Annotated in this window: 16 protein-coding genes; 5 read left to right on the top strand and 11 right to left on the bottom strand. The window is 47.1% G+C overall.

The genetic code is table 11. The features are described from left to right. Positions 1 to 44: 44 nt before the first annotated feature. The 10 genes from CWE09_RS01255 to CWE09_RS01210 all read right to left on the bottom strand — a co-directional run bounded on the left by CWE09_RS01255 (position 45) and on the right by CWE09_RS01210 (position 11825). A complete protein-coding gene (locus CWE09_RS01255) occupies positions 45 to 2906 on the bottom strand; it encodes a TonB-dependent receptor (RefSeq protein WP_126802091.1) in 2862 nt (953 codons plus the stop codon). 357 nt (positions 2907 to 3263) lie between these two features. Continuing rightward, positions 3264 to 4343, bottom strand: coding sequence for a 23S rRNA (cytidine(2498)-2'-O)-methyltransferase RlmM (gene rlmM / locus CWE09_RS01250; protein WP_126802090.1), 1080 nt, complete (start codon positions 4341 to 4343; stop codon positions 3264 to 3266). Then, complete coding sequence (locus tag CWE09_RS01245) at positions 4340 to 4729, bottom strand: DUF423 domain-containing protein (RefSeq protein ID WP_126802089.1); 390 nt, start codon at positions 4727 to 4729, stop codon at positions 4340 to 4342. The genes rlmM and CWE09_RS01245 overlap by 4 nt, the downstream gene beginning before the upstream one ends. Continuing rightward, a complete protein-coding gene (locus CWE09_RS01240; RefSeq protein ID WP_126802088.1) occupies positions 4729 to 5349 on the bottom strand; it encodes an alpha/beta fold hydrolase in 621 nt (206 codons plus the stop codon). The genes CWE09_RS01245 and CWE09_RS01240 overlap by 1 nt, the downstream gene beginning before the upstream one ends. After that, the gene (locus CWE09_RS01235; RefSeq protein WP_126802087.1) at positions 5339 to 6244 is read right to left on the bottom strand and encodes a transcriptional regulator GcvA; all 906 of its coding nucleotides are present in this window, start codon (positions 6242 to 6244) and stop codon (positions 5339 to 5341) included. The genes CWE09_RS01240 and CWE09_RS01235 overlap by 11 nt, the downstream gene beginning before the upstream one ends. A gap of 106 nt (positions 6245 to 6350) precedes the next feature. Next, positions 6351 to 7115 carry an SDR family oxidoreductase gene (locus tag CWE09_RS01230; protein ID WP_126802086.1) on the bottom strand — a complete coding sequence of 255 codons (765 nt, stop codon included), beginning with the start codon at positions 7113 to 7115 and terminating at the stop codon, positions 6351 to 6353. A 2-nt stretch (positions 7116 to 7117) separates the two neighbouring features. Continuing rightward, complete coding sequence (gene mmsB, locus CWE09_RS01225; protein ID WP_126802085.1) at positions 7118 to 8011, bottom strand: 3-hydroxyisobutyrate dehydrogenase; 894 nt, start codon at positions 8009 to 8011, stop codon at positions 7118 to 7120. Beyond that, the gene (locus tag CWE09_RS01220; RefSeq protein ID WP_126802084.1) at positions 8011 to 9141 is read right to left on the bottom strand and encodes an enoyl-CoA hydratase/isomerase family protein; all 1131 of its coding nucleotides are present in this window, start codon (positions 9139 to 9141) and stop codon (positions 8011 to 8013) included. Before CWE09_RS01220 ends, mmsB begins: the two co-directional genes overlap by 1 nt. Before the next feature lie 14 nt (positions 9142 to 9155). Further along, entirely contained in the window at positions 9156 to 10313 is a 1158-nt protein-coding gene (locus tag CWE09_RS01215; protein WP_126802083.1) for an acyl-CoA dehydrogenase family protein, read from the bottom strand. Between the two features lie 18 nt (positions 10314 to 10331). Next, complete coding sequence (locus CWE09_RS01210; RefSeq protein ID WP_126802082.1) at positions 10332 to 11825, bottom strand: CoA-acylating methylmalonate-semialdehyde dehydrogenase; 1494 nt, start codon at positions 11823 to 11825, stop codon at positions 10332 to 10334. 126 nt (positions 11826 to 11951) lie between these two features. Between CWE09_RS01210 and CWE09_RS01205 the strand changes: the two genes are divergently transcribed. From CWE09_RS01205 to CWE09_RS01185, 5 genes are all read left to right on the top strand, one after another. After that, positions 11952 to 12860 carry a helix-turn-helix domain-containing protein gene (locus CWE09_RS01205; protein WP_126802081.1) on the top strand — a complete coding sequence of 303 codons (909 nt, stop codon included), beginning with the start codon at positions 11952 to 11954 and terminating at the stop codon, positions 12858 to 12860. Between the two features lie 36 nt (positions 12861 to 12896). Beyond that, positions 12897 to 13157, top strand: coding sequence for a DUF1289 domain-containing protein (locus CWE09_RS01200; RefSeq protein WP_126802080.1), 261 nt, complete (start codon positions 12897 to 12899; stop codon positions 13155 to 13157). Continuing rightward, positions 13158 to 14039, top strand: a complete 882-nt coding sequence (locus CWE09_RS01195; protein WP_126802079.1) for an EamA family transporter — start codon at positions 13158 to 13160, stop codon at positions 14037 to 14039. It abuts the gene before it with no gap. Between the two features lie 844 nt (positions 14040 to 14883). Beyond that, entirely contained in the window at positions 14884 to 15969 is a 1086-nt protein-coding gene (locus tag CWE09_RS01190) for an OmpA family protein (protein WP_126802078.1), read from the top strand. A 153-nt stretch (positions 15970 to 16122) separates the two neighbouring features. After that, the gene (locus CWE09_RS01185; RefSeq protein WP_126802077.1) at positions 16123 to 16695 is read left to right on the top strand and encodes a hypothetical protein; all 573 of its coding nucleotides are present in this window, start codon (positions 16123 to 16125) and stop codon (positions 16693 to 16695) included. Between the two features lie 63 nt (positions 16696 to 16758). Here the strand turns inward: CWE09_RS01185 and CWE09_RS01180 are convergent, their stop codons facing one another. After that, on the bottom strand, positions 16759 to 17940 hold the full coding sequence (locus CWE09_RS01180; RefSeq protein WP_126802076.1) for a thiolase family protein: 1182 nt from the start codon (positions 17938 to 17940) through the stop codon (positions 16759 to 16761). Positions 17941 to 17984: the final 44 nt, after the last annotated feature.

Genomic DNA, 17984 nt, shown 5'->3' with positions numbered 1-17984 from the left:
GCCAGCAATATGCTGGCTCTTTTGCTTATGGCTATCTGGCCGATTTAAAAGCGCATTGTCACACTAGTAAACAGATAACGTCCCAGGGGATCATGAAACCCAGGAATTATGTTGCCCTCACTGGAATTAACACCAGCGACCACAGCAGGAGTTTTATCCAGAATATTATTAACCCCAGCCTGCAGACTGATAATTTCGCTGATTGCAAAACTAGCATTCAAATCAAAAAAGCTGAATGAAGACAGTCCACTGCCAATAAGCTCATCCGTATCTCCAACATAATCAACACCACCAACATAACGCCATCTCAGTCCAGCATCCCAGATACCCGATGACTGATAATTCAGGTTAGCTGTGTGTCGCCATTCCGGCTGAGGAAAACAGGTCGCGCTAATAATGCCCGAACAGTCATACTGAGCGTCATCAACACCGGGTAAGGTAGTGGTCTCCTTCTTCAGGTTGTAACTCCCATTAACACTGGCTCGCAGACGGCCTCCCAAGACATCCATCATATAATTTGCACTGACATCAATGCCGCGGAAGTGCTCTTCTGCCAGGTTTTCCTGAGTACCAATCACATAACTTTCATTACCACGCCATAAGTCACCTGCAGGGCCGCGTTGGATGCGGTCACAGAACTGATCATTGCCAGTGAGTGCACACTGATCAATAGTCAACTCAGGATTGGTATTACCAATGCTGCTCTCCAGTTTGATATCCCAATAGTCGACGGTAAAATTAAAACGATCAAAAGGATTCGCAACCAATCCAAGCGTATAAGTGTCTGCAATTTCGGGGTTCAATCCAGGATTACCGCCGAAAATACCATTATACTGATTTGCCGGACTGGTTGTCGCATTACCGTACTGGGCTTCGGTCATTCCGGTATTGATGCATTGCTCTAAAGTAAACTGCGGCGTTTCACCCGCGCAATTATCATTACCCACCCATAACCCCTGACTTTGCACGGAAAAAAGTTCTTCTACGTTAGGAGCGCGGACAGCGCGATTATAACTACCCCGAATTTTATAATCTGGATTAATAGTCCAGTCGACGCCCACTTTATAAGTCGATTCCGACCCCGTTGTATTGTAGTCCGAATAACGAAGTCCCAGATCTATGGCCAGTCTGTCTACAGCCACTGCATCTTCCAATACGGGAATGCTTAATTCCGAAAACACCTCCCGCACATTGTAACCACCGCGCAGGCTGTCAATCGGGCCCCCCATGCTGGTCAATAAAGACTGTTGGTAAACCTCATCCGCTATGCTTTCAAAATCAACTTCACGATTTTCGAGACCAATAACTGCAGAAATATTGTAACTGGAGCTGGGTAAACCCCAGTCCATTTCGCCAGAGATGAAACCATTTACGATACGTTGTCGTGTATAACCTGTCAGCATAGCCACACCGCCCAGTCCTCCGGCGGCCTCAGGCGTCACACCATTGTAAGTGAAAATTTCATAAGGAATACAATCCTCACCACAAACCTCTGCACCTTCAGCCCGAAGAACCTGAGCCAGAGAAGGAACAAAAAGGTCATTTTCAGCCACCCGTATAGACGAGGTAGTACCATATTGAAAAGACACATCATATTCCCACATATCGTTTATCAATCCATCCGCCCCAACAACGATACGATAAGAGTTGTGGTCCAATGAATTCCGTCTGGGCCCTCCTTCTACATTTCGTTTACCAATTTCGGCATATACAAGATCCTCACCAGGAAACTGTTCCTGTAGCTGAGCACGTTGCGCATCTGTAAAGACATCGCTATTAATATCGAACTCAAAACCCTCAAAGAAAATCCCAGACTCGCCCCGTTGGCCTACCGTGCGGTCATGCATGTAATTTGTTTCAACATAGGGGCGAAAGTGCTGATTAACCTCGTACTCCAGAAATGAACCGAATGTATAACGTTCATTCGGCCGCATAAAATGATTTGCTGGCGCATAGTTATAAAGACTCGTGGCATCAGGTGAGAATTGATTCTCTGGGGTCAGGGCCCAATACACCTCGCGATCGTAATCAGGGTCGCCGTTCTGTAGCGGCATAAAATAAAAATTAGGATTCTCCGCAGTGGCTGAACCGCCACAGGCCGTGCCCGAGTTGTTCAGAGCACAAGAAGAGTAGTCTCGGTCAGCCTGCAATACTTCTTCATTTTTTCTCCAGGTAGCATAAACCGAAGCATGACCTTTACCATTGGCAAAAGTACTACCGCCGACCAGATCAATGGTGAATGTTTCACCATCAAAGCCACTGCCTGTAGGATATTCGTAACCAGCAGTATCCTGAAGCTCACGCATGTATGAGTGTCCGTTACTGTGCTGATAACCAGCAACACCAGCGGATACTTCCAGTCCTTCGAAATTAGAACGCATGACAAAGTTCACTACACCAGCAACCGCATCAGCACCATATACACTGGAACCACCCCCGGTCATTACCTCTACTCGTTCCACCAGGGCAATAGGAATCTGATTCACGTCAGGAGCTTGCGATTGAGCACCACCCGGTTGCAAACGACGACCATTGACCAGTACCAAAGTACGATTAACGCCCATACCTCTTAAATCCAGATTTGCCACCCCTGTCGCGTTGGCCAGAAACGAACTTTGTCCCGCCATTTCCAGTTGCGGCAAGGTCGCCATTAAATCTTCAATTCGCGTGAAACCGGTTGCTCTTATGTCCTCAGCCGTGACTACATGAACCGGACTTGCGGTCTCTGTATCGGTTCGCCGGATACGTGACCCCGTGACCTGAACCCGCTCAAACCTCTCTTCTACAACTTCATCATTTGCTTCAGCTGCCTGCTGAGCATATAAAGGCATACTGCACGAAACACCAGCGACTCCCATCACCAATGCCCACCTTACAGACCTGGACACTTTATTATCGTTGAACATAACTCTTCTCCCGGTAGTGATTATTTTTTAACAGAGACCCTACTTATGAATTCAATGAACCCGACCGCTCGAAGGACTCTTATTAACAATAAATAAACAAAACCATACAGACAACCCCAAAACAGGTTTTTATTCATTAATAATGAATTAATAGTCAAATTATAAAATAAAAACATTTTATTTACTTCACCTTACGTAAACGTAAACAGGTTTAATGTGAATTTATATGCAACCAAAAAAGGTAATTGAAGAATCGTCTGCAGATTTTCATGGGGGTCTTTTATACATACTGATTTCAGGTATAAAAAAACCCCCTGATAATTAATTATCAGGGGGTTTAGAAAAAATTCGATAGGGTTAGGTGCGTCTTAAATACAAGGTGATCTCTTCACGATCATGGTAAAGATGCTTCGCATGCAACTCATAGTGACGCATTTCCGCTTCTGCCAGTCGATCATGAATAGCCTGGAGATATTGCTGCACTGCGGGATAACGCTTTTTCATCGGTAATTTCAGGTTAAATATCGCCTGCTGACAATATTCTTCCACAAACCAGTCAGCCATCAGATGGGAGACTTTTACCGGTTTATCTACCATATCGCAGACCAACCATTCAATATTGCGTTTTTTCGGGCGAAAAGCAAAACCGTCCTCACGGAAATGTTTCACCTGCCCGGTTTGCATTAACGACTCGTCCATAGCGCCATTATCGACCGCCTGAACCATCATGCCATGTTGTACTAACACCGCGGTCCAACCTCCAGGACAAGCCCCTAAGTCCACCGCATTCATGCCGGAAGAGACCCGCTTATCAAAATCAGCTGCTGGAATCATCACTTTAAAAGCTTCCGCCAGCTTCGCCGCCGAACGGCTCGGTGCATTCTTTGGAGAACGCACCCGGGCTATGCCCATCGGGTAAGGCGAATGGTTATAGGTGTAAGAATACCCCAGCATCGCTGAATGGGTACTGCGAAACATCACGTGCATCACCGGCCGCCTGTCCGTGTCTTTCTCCGTCAGGTGTTCATGTTCGCGCATGCTTTTACGCAGCGTAGCTGTGATACTGCGACATAAAGCTGAGAGCGCACGCCCTTCATTGGTATCCGCAGTTTCCACCCAGATATCACCGCATTTGGGCAAGACATCAGTGTCCAGCTCAGCTAAAGCTTCCAGCATAGCACCCACACGATCCTGTATCGGAAGCTCATTGCACTCAGCCACACGAACAAACAACTGCCGCGCAAAAATCAGCTTATACACTGGCGTTTTACGTGCGATATGATCGGCTTCTTCATGTTTACAGTGAAAGCTCACCAGACCACTGTTACCCGGTGCTTTACAGTATCCATGGATACCCAGTTCAGCGGCTCTCTCCTGAATTTCAGCCGCACACTCACCTTCAAAACCAGCACGACAATATAATACTACTGCACTCATAAACTTCCTGATACCTTAGCAGCAGCCCGCCAGGCTGCCATAAATACGGCTATCCAGCCGATAATAAAACTAATTCCCCCAAGTGGAGTAACCGGACCTAACCAGCGCCACTCAAGAATACTTAAACCATACAGGCTACCACTAAACAAAATAATACCAATTAACCAGGCAATCGCTGCGACCTGCAGCCAGCCCTGAGGCTGTTGTACCGCCCACACGCCGATAGCTAACAAAGCAAGTGCATGAATAAATTGATACTGCACGCCGGTTTTAAAGACTTCCAGCGACTGCGAACTCAGTTGATTCTGCAATCCATGAGCAGCAAAAGCCCCCATAGCTACACTTAAGCCACCCAAAACAGCAGCTAGCATAATAATCCAGTACATCAGCTTCTTTCCTTTATAAAGGTTGCGACTTTTGTCGCCACTAAGCGCCAGCTTTCTTTATCGCTGACCCCGGTTGATTTATTTGGCACCAGGTCGTGTTTAGCCTTCTCAATCCATTGTAATTCCAGGTTTTCAGGCAACTGCTGTTGCTTCACCCAATCCTCTTTACCAAAAGGATCCAGAGTTCCCTGTACGACCAGATTAGCAGCGGCTGCATTATTCAGTTCATGGGTGCGCGTACGTTCAACTTTAGCCGGCGGATGAAAAGGAAAACCCAATCCTACCGCGCCTCTGGCCTTAGCCTTGTCAACGCACTGAAAAGCTACCCGGGCTCCCATAGACTTACCCATTAACCACAAAGGTCGACCGGCAAGCGTGGCGGCTACTTCTAACATCTTGTCCTGTAACACCGGCTGCGGATTAGGTGGTCGTTTTATGCCAGTACTCCTGACTTTTTGCCAATATGGAAAGTCAAAACGTACGACAGCCAGCCCGTTATCTGCAAGACTCTGCGCTATAAATTGCATAAAGGCGCTGTCCGGGCCTGCTCCTGCACCATGAGCAAAGAGTACAACTATGTGCTGATGCTCTCCGTTCCACAGCAAATCTTTATCCGCCATTGCTTTCTGTCTCTTCCTGCTCCACCAGAGTCAGTAACCAATTGCGAAAAGTGGCTATTTTACCAATATCAGCCTGTGACTCCCGACATACCAAATGGAAAGCGTCACTAGTCGGCAGCACCGTATCAAAAATTTTAACCAGATGGCCACTATCCAGCTCCGGCTTAGCTAATACACTATTAGCCAGGGCTATGCCCTGCCCATGCACCGCCGCTTTCAGCGATAATGAAGAATGACTGAACACTGGGCCTTTTATGCGTGCAGGCACTTCCAGATTCACCATCTCAAACCAGTCTTTCCAGGCGTTACGGGTCTCTTCATGTAATAAAGTATGCTCTAATAAATGTTCCGGCTCTCGTAAAACCTTTGCCCCATCTAATAAACGCGGCGAACATACCGGCAGCAAAAATTCTTTATGCAGCTTATAAGAACGTAAGCCCGGCCAGTGACCGCGGCCGTAATAAATAGCTACATCTACATTATCGGTTAACGAGCCAGTCACTTCATCAACGGCTTTAATGCGTACATCAATATCCGGATAGGTATCATGAAACAGACTAAGCCGCGGCACCAGCCATAAAATAGCGAAACTGGGCGGTACACTTACGGTTAACGAGCCTCGTTCACTGGCCAACATTAACTTATTGGTAGCCTGAGTCAGTTGTTCCAGAATTGACCTGATATCAAGGTAGTAATTTTGCCCGGATTCAGTCAATAACAAGCTGCGGTTACGACGCAGGAAAAGCGGCATACCAAGATAATCTTCCAGAGCTTTAACCTGATGACTTACTGCAGCCTGTGTAACAAAAAGCTCTTCCGCAGCCTTAGTAAAGCTCAGGTGTCGAGCCGCTGCTTCAAAGGATTTCAAGGCGTTTAAAGGCGGTAGTTTGCGCATAGTAGCCGCTTTTGTTGGGAAAACGGCCTAAGCATACCGAAAATGAAGAATAAAGGCGAGTACGTAAAAATACAGGGCCGTTAGAACGGCCCTGTTCCATTGCTGGTTACAGTCGCACGCCACCGTCTATTTCGATAACACGACCACTGAAAAAGTCGTTTTCAATAATATAACGAGCAGAGTCTGCAACCTCTGAAGGCTGTCCCCAGCGTTTTAGCGGAACCATAGCTAAAGCGCGCTCGACAGCCTCTGGTTTCATTGCCTGAGTCATTGGCGTTTCAATAAAGCCTGGTGCGATAGCGCCACAACGAATACCAAAACGACCCAGTTCACGCGCCCAGGTTACGGTCATAGCAACAACACCCGCTTTAGTAGCCGCATAGTTGGTCTGACCTATATTGCCGGCACGGGCAACGCTTGAGATATTAATAATTACGCCGCCATTCTCACGTTTTGCCATCACCGCTGACGCTTCGCGTCCACACAGGAAGGTTCCTGTCAGGTTAACATCGATCACTGACTGCCACTGGCTTAGCGGCATTTTGTGAGTCACTTCGCCATTTTTATACTTAACCAGCATGCCGTCGCGTAATACGCCTGCATTGTTCACCAACACGTTAATGCCGTTAAAGTCACTGTCAATTTTAGCAAACGCCGCTTCGACCGCTTCTTCATCAGTAATGTTAACCACATAAGAGCGCGCATCTGCAGCGCCTTTTTGCTGGCAACTTTGGATAGCTTCTTGCAGCGCCTCATCGTTCATGTCAATCAACGCCAGTTTAGCGCCCTGCTCCGCAAAGTGCTCTGCCATAGCGCGCCCAAGCCCCTGGGCGCCACCGGTAATCACAATAACACTGTTTTTAATTTGCATAATCAGGTCCGTTTTGGTTCAAAGTAATTAAAAATACTGGAAAAGTCTTTTTTTCCGTAACCCGCTTCACTATGTTCCTTATACAGTTGCTGCACGCGCTCGCCCATAGGTGTAGCGGCGCCCGCAGCACCCGCTGTATCCATAGCCAGACCTAAGTCCTTAGCCATTAGATCAACCAGAAAACCACCCTCATACTGGTTACTGGAAGGCACATTCTCCAACACATCCGGGCACGGATTATACACCTCTAAAGTCCAGTTACGACCTGAACTCTGTAACATGATATCGGACAGCACTTTAGCGTCCAGACCATTGGCACGGCCTAATTGTAAAGCTTCCGAGGTACCGGCCATGAGCACTGCAAGCAACATATTGTTGCAGATTTTAGCCACCTGACCTGCACCATGTTCACCCGCACGCAGTACATTTTTGCCCATAACACCCAAAACAACTTTGGCCTCTTCTATATCGGCAGCGTCACCACCACAAATAAAGGTCAAAGTACCGCTTTTAGCGCCAGCCACACCACCAGATACTGGTGCATCAATAAAACGCAGACCGTGTTCATTCAGTTGTTCAGCGAGATCTCGAGCGCAATCGGCAGAGACTGTGCTGCTATCAATCACCAAAGCTTTTTTAGGAATTACCGAGGCGATTCCTTTATCACCCAGATATAAAGACTCAACATGCTGGGAAGCAGGCAGCATGGAAATCACAAAATCTGCATCCTTAACGGCTTCCGCGGCAGAAGGTGCCGCTGTCGCACCTTCCTTCACTAACGCTTGCATAGCCTCTTCAGATAAATCAAAAACACTTACCTGATGGTTCGCTTTGATTAAATTTGCGGCCATAGGGCCACCCATATTACCTAAACCTATAAATGCTACTTGTGCCATTAGCGTTGCTCCTCAGCTAAATTTTTTAAAGGGTGCTCGTCCTGACTCCAGGGCGCAATAAACATGCTATCCACTGTCTCATCAGGAACCTCAGAAACCGATTTATGTGTCCAGGCTGGTTTGCCATCTTTATCAATTAACAGAGCCCGGATACCTTCACCAAAATCGCCTTTACTGGCACAGTTAACCGACAGCGTAAGCTCCAGTTGAAAGCACTCTGCCAGCGTCAAATCAACTCCATGCTGCAGCTGCTGCCAGACAATATGCGCAGTTAATGGACAGCCGTTTTGAAGCGACTTTTGCGCCCGTTGCATCCATTTATCGTCACTTTGATAACTCAGAATATTATTGACTACTGTACTCAGATCATCAGCACTGACTAACTCACTTAGTTGTTCACGCTGCGCTTTAATAACGGGGGCAGGCATCGCGGCTGTATGACCGTTTTCAAAAGTCTTCATAGCATCGGTTAGTTTCTGTTTATTCAGCGTAGCGGTATCTCCCCACTGAATAGCTTGCAGACGTTCCAGCAAATTCGTTTTCTGTTCAAAAGGGACAAAATGGTCAGCCAAATTAAGATACAAAGCATCACTGGCGTTAATAGAAGCACCTGTAAGACCCAGAAATAAGCCCAGCCGTTCCGGCATGCGATTGAGGAAAAAAGTCCCGCCGACATCCGGATACAAACCAATATTGATTTCCGGCATCGCCAGCCGCGAGGCTTCAGTGACAATTCGATGGCTACCACCATTCATCAGCCCCATGCCGCCGCCCATGACAATACCATGGCCCCAGATCACAAAAGGTTTAGGGAAAGTCTGTATCAGGTAATCAAGCTCATACTCCGAGGTAAAGAAGTTTTCGACCTCTTCCACCACAGTGCCTGGCTTATCTTGCATGGCTTTATACATAGCGACAATGTCACCACCAGCACAAAATGCCTTTTCACCCGCACCCTCCAGCCAGACACAGGCAATGGCAGGATCATCCCGCCATGCCTTAAGTTGAGGAATCAACAATTCAACCATAGGCAGGCTGAGCGCATTTAATGATTTTTCAGAGTTAAGCTGGGCAATACCTATTTGTTTGTCATTGCCCGCTTCCAGCGTCGAAAAGTTTACTACATCCATGCTTTTTCCTTAGCTCAGAGCAGTTCGCCGGCACCGTCGGCTAATAAACGACGCGCAATAATAATGCGCATCACTTCATTGGTGCCTTCAAGAATTTGATGAACACGCACATCTCGTACATGGCGTTCCAACGGATATTCACGGATGTAACCATAACCACCGTGGATCTGCAGTGCCTGATCACAGACCTGAAAACCGACATCCGTAGCAAAGCGTTTCGCCATGGCGCAATAAGTCGGTTTATCGGCATCGTTCTGATCCACCTTATAGGCGGCCAGACGCACCATCTGACGAGCAGCGACCAGATCAGTAGCCATATCGGCCAGTTTAAACTGCAGCGCCTGGAAAGCCGCAAGTGGTTTACCAAACTGACTGCGCTCATGCATATAATCACGCGCTGTATTCAGTGCCGCCTGGGCAGTGCCTACTGAGCACACGGCGATGTTGATGCGGCCGCCGTCCAGACCCATCATGGCAAACTTAAAACCTTCGCCTTCTTCGCCAAGCAGGTTAGCCACAGGAATACGTACATCTTCAAAGGTCACCAAACGGGTTGGCTGTGCATTCCAGCCCATTTTCTCTTCCGCTTTACCATAGTGAACACCCGCAGCATCGGCCGGAACCACCAGTGCTGAAATACCTTTAGGGCCTTCCTCACCGGTACGCGCCATCACCACCAGGACGTCGGTTTCACCGGCACCTGAGATAAACATCTTGGAGCCATTAATGACATATTCGTCACCGTCTCGCTTAGCACTGGTGCGCAGGCTCGCTGCGTCTGAGCCTGAACCAGGTTCGGTCAGACAATAAGAGCCCAGTTTCTGACCGGCAACCAGGTCATCTACCCATTCTTCAATGACTTCTGGTTTGGCGAAAGAGCCGATCATCCAGGTCACCATATTATGGATGGTCATCATCGCGGTTGTCGCTGTGCATCCCATCGCCAGTTGCTCAAAGATGAGCGCACTGTCCAGGCGACTCATGCCAAAACCACCGGCACTTTCTGGGGTATACATGCCCATAAAACCCATTTCTCCGGCTTTACGGAATACTTCAACCGGGAAATGATGTTCCGCATCCCAACGCGCGGCGTTGGGTGCCATTTCTTTCTCAGCAAAGGCTCTTGCGGTATCTACAAACGCCTGTTGGTCATCGCTTAAATCAAAATTCATAACAACTGCCTCTGCTGCTTACTTAAGTTCGATAGTCATATTCGGACCTTGCGCAATGCCCGCTTCAGGCCAGCGTGCGGTAATGGTTTTCGTCTCACTATAGAAACGAACCGCTTGTTTGCCATACGCATGCAGATCGCCATAAAACGAATTCTTCCAGCCAGTAAAGGAGAAAAATGGCAGCGGCACTGGAATAGGCACATTAATACCCACCTGACCTACTTCCACTTCATGTTGATACTTACGGGCTGCAGCGCCATTGGCGGTAAAGATTGAAGTACCGTTACCAAATGGGTTCGCATTAACCAGCGCAATGGCTTCTTCCAGGCTTTCTGCTTCCATACCGCACAGCACAGGACCGAAAATCTCGTTCTTATAAATTTCCATATCCGCAGTTACTTTGCTGAAGAAAGTAGGCCCGACCCAGTTGCCGTCCGGGAATCCTTCAACCTGACACTCAGTACCATCCACCAGACAGTCTGCACCTTCATCTTTACCCTGCTGAATCATGCTTAACACACGATCTTTCGCCTGTGGGCTGATCAAAGGACCATAACCGGCATCTTTATCATCCCAGGCACCTGGACGTACTTTAGCCAGCGCTTCTGCCAGCTCTGGAATCCATTCTTTGGCTTTGCCTACAAATACGGCACATGAAATAGCCATGCAACGCTGACCCGCTGCACCTACTGAGGCACCGACCAGATTGTTAATCACCTGGTTTTTGTCCGCATCCGGCATAATAACGCAATGGTTTTTAGCACCGGCAAAGGCCTGCACGCGTTTCATGTTTTCAGTACCGCGACGATAAATGTACTGACCTACCGGCACTGAACCAACAAATGAAAGGGCTCTGATGTCCGGATGATCAAGCAACATATCGACCTGGTCTTTACCACCATGAATCACTTGCAAGACACCTTTAGGCGCGCCAGCCTGTTCAAAAAGCTCAACCAAACGCGTTGGTGTCAGCGGATCCTGCTCTGAAGGTTTGAGAATAAAAGTATTGCCGCAGGCAATTGACAGCGGGAACATCCATAAAGGAATCATAGCGGGGAAATTAAAGGGGGTAATACCCGCACAAACACCCAGTGGCTGCGTGTAGCTGTAGGTATCAATACCACGGGCCACGTTTTCCAGAGACTCGCCCATTAACAGCGAAGGCACGTTAGCGGCATGTTCAACAACTTCGATACCACGCCATACGTCGCCTTTCGCATCATCAAAGGTTTTACCGGTTTCTGTTGCCAGAATTTCAGCAATCTCGTCATGATGTTCTTTTAACAGCGCCTGATAGCGCATCATGACCCGGGCACGTTCTGAAACCGGAGTTTCTTTCCACTCATGAAAAACAGCTTTTGCACTCGCCACTGCGGTATTTACTTCTTCTGCAGTCGCGCAAGGAACCTGAGCTATTATTTCCTGGGTCGCCGGGTTCGTTACCGGGATCATATTTTTACTGGCTGAATCGATGAATTCGCCGTTAATATATAACTGAACTTGCTTAGCCATAATCTACTACCTGCCTGTTGTTGTTCATCTGTTTATTTGCGTGCCCGCATTAAAGCACTGAGGACAAAACTTTAGAATCGATAAAATTGCCTTTATAATGGACAAAACTGTCATTGAGTACGAGTTATGAGTCAACCATCACACTGGCCACTGCCTGCGGGCAGTTCTCGCCTGTTGCTGCCGCAGAACATAATTGGGCACCTGCAACAACATCCGTTTAGCCGCAATCTTTATCCGATCGCTTACGGACACTACCTGCACGCCGTTGGACACCGGGTTCGACGCAGTGTTCACACCGATCACCTACTCATATTCTGCCATCAGGGCCGCGGTAGCTACCGAACGGAACAGCATCAGGGCACTATCGAAGCCGGCCAGGTGCTTTTCCTGCGCCGCGGCGTAGCTCACTCCTATCAGTCAGACCCAGATCAACCCTGGAGTATTTACTGGGCCCACTTCGCCGGTGAACTGGTTGGCCACTACATGGACTATATTGGTTTACATAAGGACAGCGGTAGTCCTTTATTAAGTCTGCATAACTGGAAAGCCTTATTACCCGATGTTACCCAACTCCTGAACCTGCAACACCAGCGACTCAGCCAGGAACGGGCTCTGTTTGCTTCCACCCTGCTCCAGAAAATACTCATCCATCTGCCGCTACTGCGTAAAGAAGAGCAACAAAATGGTGCGGCGTTTAATCTTACTACGCTTGAGCGCTTTATGCATGACAACAGCCATCGCGCTCTGGAATTGACTGATTTTGCTCGCTTTACCGGGATTTCCACGCATCATTTCAGTAAAAAATTTCGCCAGCTGACCGGAGACAGTCCGATTCGTTATTTTAATCATATGAAAATTCGTCAGGCTCAGAGCATGTTAAAGGAAACCTCACATTCTGTACGTCAAATTGGCCAGACGCTGGGCTTCGACGACCCTTATTATTTTTCCCGATTATTTAAAAAGGTAACAGGTATCGCTCCAAGCGCTTATCGGCAAGAGTATGCTGACAGTGACAAGCTTACTGGGCTAGAATAGTATTCAACCTATCCCAAAGCCAGGCAGGAGTTATTTATGGCAGCTGATCAACTCGAGATGTTCAGCATTGCAAATCCCTGCATTGGGGTTTGCGAATCGAACCAACGCGGATACTGTAAAGGCTGTCTCCGTTCACGGGACGAGCGTTTTAACTGGCATGCAAAAGCCCCCGCTGAGCAAAGTGAAATTTTACAGCGCCTTTCTAAGCGTCGCGCCCGACTTCTGCAACAGAGAAAAAAATCACAACATGAAAATGATTCGCCAAATCTTCAGCTTCCAGGCTTTACGGATGAATAAATGATAACGCTGTGGTTAGTAACCCTGCTTTGGGCCTTTAGCTTTTCACTCATTGGTGTGTATCTGGCTGGTCAGGTTGACCCCTACCTGGCGGTCTTTATACGTATGTTGCTCGCTTCTGCGGTATTACTACCATTTTTACGCATACGTCATTTAACCCCCAGGCTCAGTCTTCGCCTGGCAGGCATAGGGGCCATTCAGATAGGTCTTATGTATCTGCTCCTATACCATGCTTTTTTATATCTGAGTGTGCCTGAAGTACTGCTTTTTACTATTTTTACGCCACTTTATATTACCCTGCTCGACGAAAAAGTAATTAATCGACGTCCTATTCCCGCGCGCTGGTGGCTGGCCGCATGCATTGCTGTTGTCGGTGCTGCTATTATTCGTTATCAGCCGGTAAGCGCAAATTTCATGTTGGGTTTTCTGTTAATACAGGGCGCTAACCTCTCCTTTGCTATTGGGCAGGTGGCTTATAAACGCACCCAGTTAGGGAGTGCGTTACAACAGACTCAGGTATATGCGCTCTTCTTTTTTGGGGCTACGCTGGTAAGCGGCATGGGTGTGCTGCTATTCACTAACTGGGAATTACTTCCAGCCACTTCCATACAATGGACTGTGCTGCTCTGGTTAGGGCTAATCGCTTCAGGTGTCGGCTATCTCGCCTGGAGCATCGCCAGTAAGAAAGTAAACATAGGTCAGCTCGCAAGCATGAACAATATGCTCATACCGGCTGGATTACTGGTTAACTATCTGTTCTGGGCACAAGATGTCAACTGGACCCGTTTACTGATAGGCGGTGCCGTCATTTTATTCGCAGTAAGTATCTGCTCCTACAAAATTAAAACTCAACAGCAAAGAATAGCCCAGGATCTGGATTAAATTAAAAACGTAAACCAATATAAATAGTAATTATAAGAAGAGCTAAATTATGTAAACCTGTACAATAATTATTCGCTCCTTATTAGCCATCAACAACAAGCCGATGCTACTCTTCAGCTAATCATAATAGCCACCATACGGATTGGACTCACTGTCGATCTTATCAAAGATGAATTGCAATCGGCTAAAAGTATGAATTCCTGCACCCACCCTGGACTGGAAAACTTATAACTTTTAGCTTTATAGCGCTTGCAATTTACTGGTTCTTAGCACTTCTGCCATTGATATTTCATCATGAGCTTTGTCTGGAGGCGCATTTGGAGTTGGGCCGCTCAATAAAACCAGGAGATATAATAAATGATAGCGATCAGTCCGGATGGGTATAGAAATTAAATTCCGGCTAATAGTTTTATGTAAGTCAGAGACAGCATTAACGCCCTGATTCCAGATGAAAACTTTATTACTAATGAAGTAGTTAACTGAAGTTATTCAGAAACAGGCCCCGCTCTCTCTCTACAGCACTTTACTGATAGTGGGCGCGGTTTGAAATTACCTGTCTGGCTGAAAGTATGCTATCTGCTATTCGTCTTGCTATCCTGAAAGCCTTTAAAGAAAGTAAAATTAACATCCCCTATCTGCAACCAGCCCTTCATATCAAATCAATGGATCAAGATATTATAAATCAGTTTAATTCAAAATCAGCAGACTGAGTGAATTAGTAAAGTATTTGCAAACCTCATTTCTAGATTCAGTTTTCCTACTATGCTTAATACCCGAGTACAGGGCGAAATTACCTTGTTAAATAAAAAATCATGTTTATCAGAAAAAGCATAAGGAAAAGACCATGCGTAACCTTTTAGTTAAATCATCCGCTGTTTCAGTCGCCGTATTAATGGGTCTGGTAAGTTCGGCTGCGTTAAGTCAGAGTCAGTCTGATGAGCATACTTACTTTGGCCCACGCTTAGGACTCGTCAACCCTGACAGCGACCGATGGATCTTTATTGACGGTACTGAGTTCCCTTATGATAGTGGTTTCTCGAGCTTGGCTTATGGCTTGCAGTTCGGTCACCGTTTCAGCAATAACTGGGAAATCCGCACTTATTATGATCGCTTGAATACAGATGTAGACGGCGCTTCTTCAGGATCTGGTCACATGTACGGGGTTGATGGTATCTACAACTTCCGTAATGGTATCTATGCCGGTATCGGTATTAACAATACACGTTTCAATCAGGAAAAGGATGCATTCCTGCGCGGTACATTAGGCTACAGATTCCAGCTTTCAGACCGTTGGAATATGGGCATTGAATATGCCATACAGAATGATGGCGACTTTACCGACCAGTATGCCGGAGCTAACCTAAATTACATGTTTGGTTTTACCACCGCTCGTCCGGCACCACGTCCTGAAGAACCAAGCGATCCAGTAGACCGTACTACGGATTCGGACGGAGATGGTGTACCTGACTATCGTGACCAGTGTCCAGGTACCCCACGTGGCCATGTGGTAGACGAAGACGGCTGTACTATTTATGTAGAGCAAAGCATCAGTCACGACCTTGTGGTTAACTTCGAATTCGATTCCGCTGAAGTGCAACGCGAATTCCGTGGCGATATTGAAGAACTTGCCGAACTGATGCGTGAGCATGAAGGCGTAACCGTAGAAATCGCTGGCCATACTGATTTAATCGGTCCTCAAGAGTATAACCAGGAGCTTTCAGAGCGCCGGGCACAGGCCGTTAAAGATGAGCTGGTAAATCGCTTTAACATCTCAGCTAACCGTTTAAGTACAGTTGGTTACGGCATGACTCGTCCGCTGTACGACGAGATCAGCCTGGAAGTAAACCATCGTAACCGTCGCATTGAAGCTGAGCTTTCAACGACAGAAGAAGTTCCCTTAACAGAAGAGATGCAACGTCGCGGTTATTAATACCGGGTAGCACTCAGTAAAAAAGCGAGGCTTTCGAGCCTCGCTTTTTTTATGTCTGATATTAGAACAGCTTGCTCATCTTATGCTAAGGTTAAATAAACTCTTAAATAACAATAACTTAGTATATTGAGACTATGATAAAAGGAATACATCATGAAGTGTGAAAATGCCCTCAAAGCTATACTGCTTACCGCTTGCTTAAGCCTTCCTTCGGTAACCATGGCCCATGATCTGACTGGTCCTTTTTTCGGAGTAAGGGCCGGTAGCATGAATCCAGACAGCGATCGTTTTTTTAATCCGGATGATCAGGCCTATGACTATCGCAGCGGTTTCAGTAGTTACACCTACGGTCTGCAGATAGGCCATCGTTTCAATGAACGCATCGCCCTGCGTGCATATTATGACCGACTGCGCACCAGCATTAGCGAGTATAATTCAAGCGGCACTGGTCATAGTTACGGCACCGATTTACTCTACCATTTTGACAACTCAGTCTACTTAGGTATTGGTATTAACTCGACCCGTTATAATAAAGAAAAAGGTCCTTTCGGTCGGCTAACTATTGGTTTTCAAGCCCCTCTTCGTGACCGTTTTCATTTATCTTTTGAAGCTGCCCTGCAAAACGATAATGATTTTCTGGAGCCCTATCTTGGTCTCTCTTTAAATTACCGCTTAGGTCGCGATGTAGAGCAGCAAATGCTCCCACGCCACCTTCGTGATCGGTGATAGTTTAATCACAATAAAAAAAGCGAGGCATAAGCCTCGCTTCTAATTAACCAGAAAAATCATCTATAACAGTTCAACCGCCATAGCAACAGCTTCACCCCCACCAATACACAAAGAAGCCATACCTCGTTTCTTATTATGTTGCTTCAATGCATGTAATAACGTAACTAAAATCCGCGCGCCACTGGCTCCAATGGGGTGACCCAGAGCGCATGCACCGCCATTTATATTTACCTTTTCATCATCGAGCTTCATTTCTTTAATGGCTAACATGGTGACCATGGCAAAAGCTTCGTTAATTTCCCATAAGTCTATATCATCCTTAGACCAACCCGCTTTATCCAGAGCGTCTTGCATAGCGCCTACCGGAGCTATCGTGAACTCGGACGGTTTGCGTGCAAACGTAGAGTGGCTGGCAATCCTGGCTAAAGGCTTAAGACCTCTGGTTTCAGCATCAGCGGCGCGCATTAAAACTAATGCTGCGGCACCGTCGGAAATAGAGCTGGAGTTTGCCGCAGTTACCGTTCCGTCCTTAGCAAATGCTGGACGTAACTGAGATATTTTATCGAGCCGGGCTTTACCTGGTTGCTCATCAATAGAAAAAGTGACTTCACCCTTACGGGTCTGATAGGTAACTGCTGTGACTTCTTCATCAAACGAACCGTCTTTAATAGCCCGCTGTGCTCTTTCCAGTGAACGAATCGCAAAATTATCCATATCTTCACGGCTAAAACCGTAATCATCTGCGGTGCTTTGCGCAAAACAACCCATAGCCTTTTTATCATAAGCATCTTCCAGGCCATCAAACATCATATGGTCGATAACCTGCGCATTGCCCATACGGTATCCCTGACGCGCTTGCGGCAACATATAAGGTGCGTTGGACATACTTTCCATACCGCCCGCCACTATTACATCGGCTGAGCCTGCTTTTAACAAGTCATGAGCAAACATAGCGGTTTTTAAACCTGAACCGCATACTTTATTAATCGTAGTAGCGCCACTACTTAACGGAAGCCCTGCGCCTATAGATGCCTGCCGCGCTGGAGCCTGGCCTAAGCCCGCTGGCAATACGCAGCCCATGAAGACTTCGTTAACGTCCTTACCCTCTATACCTGCACGCTCAACAGCTGCCTTGATAGCTGTAGCGCCAAGTTCTGTTGCCTGAACGGCACTTAATCCGCCTTGAAAGCCGCCCATTGGCGTACGTGCGGCAGAAACAATTACGATATCATCCGACTTCACAAAAACCTCCTGAATCAATGCTATTCTGAAGACTAAACAAGGCT

This window comes from Aliidiomarina minuta (assembly GCF_003987145.1).
Classification (GTDB): domain Bacteria; phylum Pseudomonadota; class Gammaproteobacteria; order Enterobacterales; family Alteromonadaceae; genus Aliidiomarina; species Aliidiomarina minuta.
This window is presented reverse-complemented; position numbering and strand designations above follow the sequence as displayed.